Origin of the sequence: Marvinbryantia sp., assembly GCF_047017445.1 — a bacterium.
Classification (GTDB): domain Bacteria; phylum Bacillota; class Clostridia; order Lachnospirales; family Lachnospiraceae; genus Marvinbryantia.
The window spans coordinates 33265-45325 of record NZ_JBKXTT010000014.1 but is presented as its reverse complement, the minus strand read 5'-3'; the positions used below and the strand labels follow the sequence as shown (position 1 = coordinate 45325).

At 55.3% G+C, this 12061-nt stretch carries 11 protein-coding genes; all 11 read left to right on the top strand.

Translation table 11 applies throughout. The features are described 5' to 3' along the window. The first annotated feature begins 9 nt into the window (after window positions 1-9). Window positions 10-288 (top strand): RNase P modulator RnpM, encoded by a 279-nt coding sequence (rnpM, locus tag ACLU9Q_RS15030; RefSeq protein WP_296837185.1) that lies wholly within the window; start codon window positions 10-12, stop codon window positions 286-288. Then, window positions 275-595 carry a L7Ae/L30e/S12e/Gadd45 family ribosomal protein gene (locus ACLU9Q_RS15025; protein WP_296837182.1) on the top strand — a complete coding sequence of 107 codons (321 nt, stop codon included), beginning with the start codon at window positions 275-277 and terminating at the stop codon, window positions 593-595. Before rnpM ends, ACLU9Q_RS15025 begins: the two co-directional genes overlap by 14 nt. 5 nt (window positions 596-600) lie before the next feature. Further along, complete coding sequence (infB, locus tag ACLU9Q_RS15020; RefSeq protein ID WP_298513242.1) at window positions 601-3846, top strand: translation initiation factor IF-2; 3246 nt, start codon at window positions 601-603, stop codon at window positions 3844-3846. Between the two features lie 14 nt (window positions 3847-3860). Further along, window positions 3861-4253 carry a 30S ribosome-binding factor RbfA gene (rbfA, locus tag ACLU9Q_RS15015; protein WP_296838006.1) on the top strand — a complete coding sequence of 131 codons (393 nt, stop codon included), beginning with the start codon at window positions 3861-3863 and terminating at the stop codon, window positions 4251-4253. Further along, on the top strand, window positions 4228-5217 hold the full coding sequence (locus ACLU9Q_RS15010; protein ID WP_296838009.1) for a DHH family phosphoesterase: 990 nt from the start codon (window positions 4228-4230) through the stop codon (window positions 5215-5217). The genes rbfA and ACLU9Q_RS15010 overlap by 26 nt, the downstream gene beginning before the upstream one ends. Continuing rightward, window positions 5214-6149, top strand: a complete 936-nt coding sequence (gene truB, locus ACLU9Q_RS15005) for a tRNA pseudouridine(55) synthase TruB (protein ID WP_296838011.1) — start codon at window positions 5214-5216, stop codon at window positions 6147-6149. The genes ACLU9Q_RS15010 and truB overlap by 4 nt, the downstream gene beginning before the upstream one ends. Before the next feature lie 45 nt (window positions 6150-6194). After that, entirely contained in the window at window positions 6195-7124 is a 930-nt protein-coding gene (gene ribF, locus ACLU9Q_RS15000) for a riboflavin biosynthesis protein RibF (protein WP_296838014.1), read from the top strand. A gap of 114 nt (window positions 7125-7238) precedes the next feature. Further along, window positions 7239-7505: a 30S ribosomal protein S15 gene (gene rpsO, locus ACLU9Q_RS14995; protein WP_296838017.1), complete on the top strand. Its 267-nt coding sequence runs from the start codon at window positions 7239-7241 to the stop codon at window positions 7503-7505. Window positions 7506-7659: 154 nt separating this feature from the next. Further along, entirely contained in the window at window positions 7660-9747 is a 2088-nt protein-coding gene (locus ACLU9Q_RS14990) for a polyribonucleotide nucleotidyltransferase (RefSeq protein WP_296838020.1), read from the top strand. Window positions 9748-9903: 156 nt separating this feature from the next. Then, window positions 9904-11178, top strand: a complete 1275-nt coding sequence (locus ACLU9Q_RS14985) for a D-alanyl-D-alanine carboxypeptidase family protein (RefSeq protein WP_302226298.1) — start codon at window positions 9904-9906, stop codon at window positions 11176-11178. A 75-nt stretch (window positions 11179-11253) separates the two neighbouring features. Next, a complete protein-coding gene (locus ACLU9Q_RS14980; RefSeq protein ID WP_298513255.1) occupies window positions 11254-12057 on the top strand; it encodes a metallophosphoesterase in 804 nt (267 codons plus the stop codon). Window positions 12058-12061: the final 4 nt, after the last annotated feature.

Here is a 12061-nt window from a genome sequence, read left to right as displayed (position 1 = left end):
AGATAGAAGATGGGACAGACAAAAAAGGTTCCGCAGCGCAAGTGCATCGGGTGTCAGGAGATGAAAAATAAAAAGGATATGATCCGTATCCTGCGGACGCCGGAGGAAGAGCTTGTGATCGATACTACAGGCAGAAAAAATGGAAGAGGCGCATATCTGTGCTTTTCGATGGAATGCTTCGAGAAAGCAGTGAAAAGCAGGGGACTGGAGCGCTCGCTGAAGACGGGCATTTCTCCCGAGGTATATGATAGTTTGAAAAAGGAGATAGAGCGGATTGAGACAAAATAAGATACTCTCTCTGATCGGGCTGGCTACGAAGGCGGGCAAAACCATGAGCGGGGAATTTTCTACGGAAAAAGCGGTAAAGACCGGGGTCGCCTGCGTGGTGCTTGTATCAGAGGAAGCCTCTGAAAATACCCGGAAAAAGTTTCAGAATATGTGTACATTTTATGAGGTGCCGCTTTATTTTTACGGAACGAAGCTGGAGCTTGGCGCGGCGATGGGGAAGGAATTCCGCGCGTCGCTTGCTGTGACAGATCCGGGGCTTTCCAATGCCATTATAAAGGAACTAGCCAACAGAGACGAACGGAGGTAGTGAGTATGTCGGAAATGAGAGTGCATGAGCTTGCAAAAGAGCTTGGCAGAGCGAATAAAGAAGTAATGGAATATCTGAAAGGAAAAGGGATCGAAGTAAAGAGTCATATGAGTATGCTGGAAGATGAACATGTAGAAATGGTACGAAAGGGTGTGGGCAGCAGACCGGTTCCGGTAAAGAAGGAAGCGGAAGGAAGCGAGAAGCCTGCAAAGACCGGGGAGAAGACGGCTGAGGCAGGCGCGCGCCCGGCGGGTGTGCCAAAGAAGAAAAATATTACGAGAATTTTCCGCTCCCAGAACAGCCGTACCGGTATTCAGAAGCCGGCCGGGATGAGAACCGCTGAGGATAAACCGGCAGGTACGAGAGCGGCGGGCAGCAGACCGGCAGGTACGAGACCGGCAGGCGCAAGACCGGCGGGCACCCGTCCGGCGGAGGCAGCAAAGACGGCGGGCAGCAGACCGGCGCAGACGGCCGGGACGGCAGCGGAAGCGCAGACGGCGCAGGCAGGAAATGCAGCAGCCGGAGGAAAGGCGGCTCAGACATCTGCACCGGCAGAGGTAAAGGCTGTGCAGGCAGCAGAGACAAAGGCTGCGCCGGCGTCAGAGAACAAGGCTGCGCAGACGGCGGAGACGAAAGCACAGCGCCCGGAGAACAAGGCTGTACAGGCAGAAGAGACGAAAGTACAGCGCCCGGAGAACAAGGCTGCGCAGGCAGAAGAGACGAAAACACAGCGTCCGGAGAACAAGACTGTGCAGGCCGCGGAGACGAAGGTACAGCGCCCGGAGACAAAGGCAGCTGCACCGGAGAAGGCGGCGGAGGAAAAAGCACAGCCGAAGCAGGGCAGAACGCAGAACCAGGGTGAGAACGGAAACCGCGGAGCACGCACGGATCGCAGCAGAGACAACCGCAGCGGACGCGGCGACGGCAGCAGAGACAACCGCGGCGGACGCAGCTTTGGCGACCGCAATAACCGCGGCGGAGAGCAGGGCGGCAGAGACAGCCGTGAGGGACGCAGCGACGGCAGCAGGGATAACCGCGGCGGACGTAGCTTTGGCGACCGCAATAACCGCGGCAGCGAGCAGGGCGGCAGAGACAACCGCGGCGGCAGAAGTTTTGGCGATCGCGATAACCGCAACGGACAGGGAAGCCGCAGCTTTGGCGATCGCGACAATCGCGGTGAGCAGAGCGGAAGAGATAACCGCGGCGGCAGAAGCTTCGGCGACCGCGATAACCGCAGCCAGGGACGCGGACAGGGCGGCAGAAATCTGTCGATCCCGCAGCCGGATCTTGGCAGCAAACCGGTAACAAAGGAATCCAGAATCCGCGCTGACAAGGATAAGGATAAAGAAAAATACAATAAGCGCGACCGCTTTGACCGCCAGGAGGGCGGCAAGGGGCGTCCGAATCAGAAAAATAATAATTCCGGCAAAACAGGGAAAACTGCCGGTAAGTTCATCAAGCCGGTGACACCGCCGCCGGCAGAGAAGAAGGAAGACGAGATCAGAACCATTACAATTCCGGACCGTCTGACCATCCGCGAGCTTGCGGATCTTCTGAAGGTGCAGGCTGCGGCGATCGTGAAGAAGCTGTTCCTGCAGGGAACGATGGTTACGGTGAACCACGAGATCGAGTACGATCTGGCGGAAGAGATCGCTATGGATTACAACTGCATCGCAGAGCATGAGGTGAAGGTCGATGTGATCGAGGAGCTGCTGAAGGAAGAAGAGGAGGCAGAAGAGACGATGGTTGCAAGACCGCCGGTTGTCTGCGTTATGGGGCATGTTGACCATGGTAAAACCTCCCTGCTGGATGCCATCCGGAATACGCATGTGATCGCGAAAGAGGCAGGCGGCATCACACAGCATATCGGCGCTTATACGGTATCCATTAACGGACAGCAGATCACCTTCCTGGATACTCCGGGACACGAGGCGTTCACGGCAATGCGTATGCGCGGCGCCAATGCGACCGATATCGCAATCCTTGTGGTAGCGGCGGATGACGGCGTTATGCCGCAGACGGTCGAGGCGATCAGCCACGCAAAAGCGGCGGGTACCGAAATTATTGTTGCGATCAACAAGATCGATAAGCCAAGCGCGAATATTGACCGCGTAAAGCAGGAACTGTCCGAGCACGGGCTGATCCCCGAGGATTGGGGCGGAAGCACCGTATTTGTGCCGGTTTCCGCACATACGCACGAGGGGCTTGACACGCTGCTTGAGATGATCCTTCTGACGGCAGAGGTGGCGGAGCTGAAGGCAAATCCGAACAGAAAAGCGAGAGGCCTTGTCATCGAGGCGGAGCTGGATAAAGGAAAGGGCCCGGTTGCGACGGTGCTGGTACAGAAAGGTACGCTGCATGTGGGCGATGCAATTGCGGCGGGCGCCTGCCACGGCAAGGTCCGCGCGATGATGGACGATAAAGGCAGAAGAGTGAAGGAGGCCGGTCCGTCTACTCCGGTAGAGATCCTCGGTCTTTCCGACGTGCCGAACGCAGGAGAGGTATTTGTTGCCTGCGAAAATGATAAAGAAGCAAGAAGCTTTGCGGAAACCTTCATCAGCCAGAACAAGGAAAAGCTGCTGGAGGAAACGAAATCCAGAATGTCGCTTGACGATCTGTTCAGCCAGATCCAGGCGGGCAATTTAAAAGAGCTTGGCATCATCGTCAAAGCCGATGTGCAGGGCTCTGTGGAGGCCGTAAAGCAGAGCCTCCTGAAGCTTTCCAACGACGAGGTTGCCGTCAAGATCATTCACGGCGGAGTCGGTGCGATCAACGAATCCGATGTCAGCCTTGCTTCCGCTTCCAATGCGATCATCATTGGCTTCAATGTGCGCCCGGATGCGATGGCGAAGGCGAGCGCGGAGCGCGAGAACGTAGACGTGCGCCTGTATCGTGTTATCTATGATGCGATCGCGGATGTTGAGGCTGCCATGAAGGGTATGCTCGATCCGGTCTATGAGGAGAAGGTGATCGGACACGCAGAGGTTCGTCAGACCTTCAAGGCTTCCGGTGTCGGTACGATCGCGGGTGCTTATATCCTGGACGGCGTGTTCCAGAGAAACTGCTCTGTGCGCATCACGCGCGAGGGCACGCAGATCTTCGAGGGCGGTCTCGCATCGCTGAAGCGCTTCAAGGATGACGTAAAAGAGGTAAGGGCAGGCTACGAATGCGGTCTTGTTTTCGAAAAATTTAATGATATTCAGGAATTTGACCAGGTAGAAGCGTATATTATGGTAGAGGTTCCGCGATAGAGGGAAATGAAAATATGAGAAAAAACAGCATTAAAAATACGCGGGTAAACAGCGAGGTGCAGCGGGAGCTTGCCAACATCATCCGCAGCGAGATCAAGGATCCACGGATCCATCCGCTGACGTCGGTGGTGCTGGCGGAGGTTGCGCCGGACTTAAAAACCTGCAAGGCGTATATCAGTGTTTTGGGTGATGAGCAGGCGCAGCAGAGCACGCTGGAGGGACTGCGGTCCGCCGTCGGCTTTATCCGCCGGCAGCTCGCCCGGAACCTGAATCTGCGCAATACCCCCGAAATTCGATTCATTTTGGACCAGTCAATAGAGTATGGCGTCCGCATGTCGAAGCTGATTGCGGAAAATCATGTGGAGAGATCGGAGGATGAAGATGGAGAATATGAAGAAGATCAGTGAGGTGCTGCAGAATGCGCAGACCGTCGCCATTGCCGGGCATATCCGCCCGGACGGCGACTGTGTCGGCTCCTGCATGGCGCTGAAGCTTTATCTGGAAGAAATCTTTCCGGAGCTTCAGACGGTCGATGTTTATCTGGAGGAGATCCCTGCAAGCTATCATATCCTGCAGGGAACGGATACGATCCGTCACAGCTGCGCGGAGGATAAGGAGTACGATTTGTTTATCGCGCTCGACTGCGCGGATAAGCAGCGTCTTGGAGCGGCGGCAAAGTATCTGGATACGGCGAAGCGGAGCATCTGCTATGACCACCATATCAGCAACAAGGGCTTTGCGCAGGAAAACGAGATTTTTCCGGACAGCAGCTCTACTTCAGAGGTGATTTATCATGTGATGGAGGATGAAAAGATATCGAAGGCGGTGGCGGAAGCGCTGTACATGGGGCTGGTGCACGACACCGGCGCCTTCCAGTATTCCTGCACGGCTCCGGAGACGCTGGAGATTGCGGCGAATCTGCTGCGCAAGGGCGTAAACGGCAACTACATCATTGACACCACCTTTCTGGAAAAAACATATGTGCAGAATCAGATTCTCGGAAGAGCGCTTCTGGAGAGCATTATGGTATTGGACGGCGCCTGCATTATCAGCGGCATCAAGCGCAAAGACATGGATTTTTACGGCGTAAAGCCGTCCGACCTGGACGGCATCGTCAGCCAGCTCCGTCTGACGAAGGGCGTCGAGACGGCGATCTTTCTGTATGAGACGGCGAACCAGGAGTACAAGGTCAGCCTGCGCTCCAAGCAGACAGTGGACGTCAGCGTGATTGCCTCGTACTTCGGCGGAGGCGGTCACGTCCGCGCGGCCGGGTGCACGATGCAGGGCTCCTTCTACGATGTGGTAAATAATCTGACGAAGCATATTGAAAAGCAGATGAAGGCGGCCAAAGAGGAAGAACAGACAGCATGATAAACGGGATCATCAATGTTTACAAGGAAAGAGGCTTTACCTCGCACGACGTCGTGGCGAAGCTGCGCGGCATTCTGCATCAGAAAAAAATTGGTCACACAGGCACGCTCGACCCGGAAGCGGAGGGCGTGCTGCCTGTGTGTCTGGGAAACGCAACGCGTCTCTGTGATATGCTGACGGACAAGGACAAAACCTACCGCGCCGTACTGTTGCTTGGGCAGACGACCGACACGCAGGATACGACCGGCGCAGTGCTTTCCATCTGTGAAAAGATGCCGCCCAGGGAGGCGGTTTGCAGCGCGATCACGGGTTTTATCGGACCGTATGAGCAGGTGCCGCCGATGTATTCCGCACTGAAGGTGGGCGGAAAGAAGCTGTATGAGCTGGCGCGCGAGGGCAAGACGGTAGAACGGCAGGCACGCTTTGTACAGATTTACGATATAAAAATTGAAGAAATCCGTCTTCCGCGCGTTGCCCTGACGGTTTCCTGCTCAAAAGGCACTTATATCCGCACGCTCTGTCATGATATCGGCGAAAAGCTTGGCTGCGGCGGCTGCATGGAATCGCTGCTGCGCACGCGCGTGGGAGCGTTTGCACAGGAGGAAAGCCTGCGGCTCTCAGAGATCGAAACGCTGGCAAAAGACGGGCGTCTGGAGGAAAAAATCGTTCCGGTGGAGACGATGTTCGCACAGTACCCGGCATTTCGCGTGAAGCCGGAGGCGGACAAGCTCCTTTATAACGGAAATCCATTGGAGAAGCGCAGCCTTACGCAGGCGGAGGTGCCGGGACAAAGTGCAGAAAGCACAGCGGCACTGGCGCGGGACGGAGAAAATCCCTGGGCGCGCATCAGCGACTCCGCCGGGCGGTTCTGCGGGATCTATCAGTACGTCCCGGAGAAGAAACGCTATGTTCCTGTAAAGATGTTCTTATAAAATCCCAGTCTCCATACAGGAACGCAATTTTATGAGGAATCCAATATGAAATATATAGAAGGCTTTATGGACTACACCATGGACCGGGACACAGCTGTCACGCTCGGCAAGTTTGACGGGCTGCACCGCGGGCACCAGGAGCTGATCCGCCGGATCTGTGCGAAAAAGGCGCAGGGGCTTGAGAGCGCGGCGGTGACGATCTGGCCAAATCCGAAGGCGCCTGCGCTCCTTACGAAGGGCGAAAAGAAAGCACTGCTTAAAAAATTCGGCGTGCAGTGGTGGATCGACTGTCCGTTTCTTCCGCAGATCTCGCATATGGAGCCGGAGACGTTTGTGAGGGAGATCCTTGCAAAACGGCTGCGCGCGAAATATATCGCGGTCGGCAGCGATTTTCGCTTCGGCTATCAGAGAAGAGGCGACTGTGCGCTGCTTGCAAAAATGCAGAAGGAGTGCGGCTATGAGCTGGAGGTCGTGGAAAAGGAATGCTATGAGGGGCGTGAGATCAGCAGCAGCTACGTGAAGGAAGCGCTCGCAAAGGGAAATATGGAGCTGGTGAATACGCTCCTTGGCTACCCTTACACAGTGCAGGGCGAGGTGCTGCACGGGCGGCGGATCGGGCGCACGCTCGGGATGCCGACCACAAACATCATCCCCTCCGTCGGCAAGCTGCTGCCGCCGAACGGCGTCTACGCCTCCAAAACCATTATCCAGCCGCAGACATACGGGGCGGACGAAGGCCAGCAGATGGAGAGCTGCTGCGGGATCACGAACATCGGCTATAAGCCGACAGTGGGCGAATACTTCCGCGGTGTTGAGACCTATCTGTTTGACTACGAGGGTGACCTGTACGGGAGGATGATCGAGGTACAGCTCTATGCATACGAGCGGCCGGAGCAGAAATTCCCGGACATGGAGGAACTGAAGGCGCAGATGCACCGCGATATTGCCTTTGGAAAAAACTATTTTCGTAGTTGACGGCAATAGCCGCGTATGCTATAATTCTTAGGCATGAATTCAGCCGTCACTCAGGATTCGGACACTCCGACCATTCCTTAGTGTCAGGCGATTTAAAAATAAGGAGGAAATATCATGATTTCGAAAGAGAAGAAACAGGCAATTATTGCTGAGTACGGACGTAAGGAAGGCGACACCGGTTCACCGGAGGTACAGATCGCAGTACTTACCGCGAGAATCCAGGAGCTGACAGCTCACCTGCAGGATCATCCGAAGGATCATCATTCAAGAAGAGGTCTTCTGAAAATGGTAGGTCAGAGACGTGGCTTACTTGCATATTTAAAGAAAACTGATATTGAAGGATACCGTGCTTTAATCGAAAAACTGGGAATCAGAAAATAATCTGGCTATCAAAGGGACGGTTTTGCCGTCCCTTTCATGCGCAGAAGGCATAAGAGCCGGGACCACTGAAAAGCCAATCGGCAGCGGTTGGTTTTTCAGTTGTTTCGGACGTATGCCGGGGATGCATGAGACGGCCGGGGAAAAGGAGAAAATTATGTACAAGAGCTATTCTATGGAACTCGCCGGCAGAACGCTGCGTGTGGACGTCGGCAGAGTTGCAAAACAGGCAAACGGTGCAGCCTTGATGCACTATGGCGATACCACCGTATTATCTACGGCTACGGCATCGGAAAAACCGCGCGAGGGGATCGATTTCTTCCCGTTAAGCGTGGAGTATGAAGAGAAGATGTACTCGGTAGGAAAGATCCCGGGCGGCTTCAACAAGAGAGAGGGCAAGGCCTCCGAGAACGCAGTGCTGACGGCGCGCGTTATCGACCGCCCGATGCGTCCGCTGTTCCCGAAGGACTACCGCAACGACGTGACGCTGGACAACCTGGTGCTTTCCGTTGATCCGGACTGCGCGCCGGAGCTGACGGCAATGCTCGGTTCCGCGATCGCGACAGCGATTTCCGATATCCCGTTTGACGGCCCGACCTCTACCACACAGGTAGGTCTGGTGGACGGCGAGTTTGTGTTCAACCCGAACGCGGCTCAGAAAGCGGTTTCCGATCTGCAGCTCACCGTTGCCTCCACACGCGACAAGGTCATCATGATCGAGGCGGGTGCAAACGAGGTGCCGGAGGACAAGATGATCGAGGCGATCTTTGCTGCGCATGAGGTAAACCAGGAGGTCATTAAATTCATTGATACCATCGTGGCGGAGTGCGGAAAAGAAAAGCACACCTACACAAGCTGCGCGGTTCCGGAGGAGCTGTTTGCGGCGATCCGCGAGGTCGTATCCCCGGAGGAGATGGAGGTTGCCGTATTTACTGACGAAAAACAGAAGCGCGAGGCAAATATCCGCGAGATCAAGGATAAGCTTGCTGAGAAATTTGCCGATAACGAAGAGTGGCTGGCGCTGATCGACGAGGCTGTTTACCAGTATCAGAAGAAGACCGTCCGCAAGATGATCTTAAAGGATCATAAGCGTCCGGACGGCCGTGCGATCAACGAGATCCGCCCGCTGGCAGCGGAGGTCGATCTGATCCCGCGCGTACACGGTTCTGCGATGTTTACCAGAGGACAGACACAGATCTGCACCATCACGACGCTGGCGCCGCTTTCCGAGGCACAGAAGATCGACGGCCTTGACGTGGCGGAAACCAGCAAGCGTTATATGCACCACTATAATTTCCCGAGCTACTCGGTAGGCGAGACAAAGCCGTCCAGAGGACCGGGACGCCGCGAGATCGGTCACGGCGCGCTGGCAGAGCGTGCGCTCGTTCCGGTGCTTCCGAGCGAGGAGGAATTCCCGTACGCGATCCGCACCGTATCCGAGACCTTTGAGTCAAACGGTTCCACCTCCCAGGCGAGCATCTGCGCATCCACGATGTCGCTGATGGCGGCAGGTGTGCCGATCAAGACGGCGGTTGCAGGTATTTCCTGCGGTCTGGTGACCGGCGAGACGGACGACGATTATATCGTGCTGACGGATATCCAGGGGCTGGAGGACTTCTTCGGCGATATGGACTTCAAGGTGGCTGGTACACACAAGGGTATCACCGCGATCCAGATGGATATCAAGATCCACGGTCTGACACGCCCGATCATCGAGGAAGCGATCGCAAGAACAAGAGAAGCGCGCCTCTATATCCTCGACGAAGTAATGGCAAAGACCATCGCAGAGCCGAGAATGGAGCTTTCCGAGTATGCGCCGAAGATCATCCAGATCAATATTGATCCGCAGAAGATCGGCGATGTAGTCGGACAGAGAGGGAAGACCATCAACACGATCATTGAGCGCACCGGCGTGAAGATCGATATTACAGACGACGGCGCGGTTTCCATCTGCGGCACTGATAAGGAGCAGATGGCACGGGCGATGGATATGGTCCGCATCATCACCACAGAATTTGAGGCTGGTCAGATCCTCACCGGAACGGTAGTCAGCATCAAGGAATTCGGCGCTTTCCTGGAGTTTGCTCCGGGTAAGGAGGGAATGGTCCACATTTCCAAGATTTCCAAGGGCAGGATCGACAAGGTTGAGGACGTCTTAAAGCTTGGCGACGTTGTGAAGGTTGTATGCCTTGGCAAGGACAAGATGGGAAGAGTAAGCTTCAGCATGAAGGATGTTGAGCAGTAAATGATATATATGCGCCCGGTTCCGCACTGGAATTGGGCGCGTTTTATCTGGAGGAAAAGCGTCTGCAGCTTTTTGCACAGGGCAGGAGGAAAAACGCGTATAGCCTGCCCGCATTTCTCATATGTTGTACCATAACGGAAAAACAGGAGTGGTACGATGAAAACGAGAAAATGGAGACAGACGGCGGCGTGGATCTGCTGCCTTTTGCTGATGGTCCTGCAGCCGGCAGCGGCAGGAGCTGTGCTGGCGGAGGAAACTGAAGCTGCAGCGACAGGAGCTGTGCTGGCGGAGGAAACCGAAGCTGCAGCGACGGGGACTGCGCAGGCGGAGACGGACAGCGCGCAGGACAGTCTTGCGCTTGAATCGCCGTCCGCGCTTCTGATGGAGGCGTCCACAGGGACGGTGCTCTATGAAAAGGATGCGCACACCCGGCGCAGTCCGGCAAGCGTGACGAAGGTGATGACAACGCTGCTGATTTTTGAGGAGCTGGAAAAGGGTTCTATTAAGCTGGACGATGAGGTTGTCACGAGCGCGCACGCAAAGTCGATGGGCGGCTCGCAGGTCTTTCTGGAGGAGGGCGAGAAGCAGACGGTCGACACGCTGCTAAAATGTATCCTGGTATCCTCCGGGAACGACGCTTCGGTGGCGATGGCGGAGCATATCGGCGGCAGCGAGGCGGAATTTGTCAGCCGCATGAACAAAAAAGCGGCGGAGCTTGGCATGAAGGATACACATTTTGTGGATTGCTGCGGGCTGACAGATTCCGACGATCACTACACGACAGCCTACGATATTGCGCTGATGTCGCGCGAGCTGATCACCCGTTTCCCGCAGGTCTACGATTACACGACCATCTGGATGGATACCATCACCCATGTGACGCGCCAGGGCAGCAGCGAGTTTGGACTTGCGAATACCAACAAGCTTCTGCGCAGCTATGACGGCTGCCGGGGACTGAAAACCGGAAGCACCAGCAAGGCGTTGTTCTGCGTCTCGGCGACGGCGGTGCGCAATGATATCGAGCTGATCAGCGTTGTGATGGCGGGACCGGATTCCAAAACGCGTTTTGCAAACGCCGCTGCGATGCTGAATTACGGCTTTGGCAAATGCCGGATGTACATAGACAGCGACCCGGTAAAGCTTCCCAAGCTGACAGTGAAGCGCGGGCTAAAGGATACTGTTTCCTGCTATTATGCGGAAGAATTTCATTATCTGGATGTGAACGGGCAGAATCTTGACGGAATCGAGCGGAAGCTGGAGCTTCCGGAAACGCTTACTGCCCCGGTGCACAAGGGGGACATTGCCGGGCGGATGCTCTATCTGCTGGAGGGAAAGGAAATCGGCAGCGTGGATATCGTGTTGGATGAGGATATCGAAAAAGCGGGATATCTGCATTATCTGATGCAGGCATGGGAAGCATATTGCATGTAGGATTTTCCTTGTCAAAAGAGGAAGAGTCCGGTATACTTAAATACAAAGCCCGGAAAGGGCAGGCGGGGAGAAACAATGAGCAGAATCAAAGTGAGACATTACCGGATCGTGATGCCGGGAGGGGATAACAGACCGGAAAAACCGATCCGCGCAGTGATGATCGGGGATCTGCATAACCGCATATTTGGAGAAGCCAACAATCAGCTTGTGGAGATTATTCAGAAGCAGTATCCGGACGTGGTGTTTTCCGTGGGCGATCTGACGGTAAGCAGGGCAAACGAGGAGACAAATCTGGATGTGGGAGTTTCCCTGCTGAAAAGACTTGCCTGCGACTGTCCGGTCTATTGCGTGAACGGAAATCATGAATTTCGTGCAAAAATTTTCCCGGAGGATTACCGGGGTGTGTACCAGAAGCTGGTTGGCGAGCTGCAGAAAGGCGGCATTGTGCTGCTGGAAAATACGCGCGCGCAGATAGAGATAAACGGCGTGCGCCTTATGGTGCATGGCCTGGAGATCCCGATGAAGTATTACAAGCGGTTTTCCGGCGATTTTATGACAGCAGAGGAAATACGCGCGCTTATCGGAGAGCCGGAGGAGGACTGCTACAATATCCTGTTGGCGCACAACCCGGTCTTTTTTGAGAGCTACGCGCTCTGGGGCGCTGATCTGACGCTCTCCGGGCATCTGCACGGCGGTCTTGTGCGGCTCCCGTTTATCGGCGGCGTTGTCAGCCCGCAGGTGAAGCTGTTTCCCAAATACGCGCAGGGGATGTTTGAAAAATACCGTCGGAAAATGGTGGTAACGGCGGGGCTTGGCTCGCATTCTTTTGCGCTGCGCATTAATAATCCGCCGGAGGTCGTGGTACTTGAGCTGACGTAAAGCG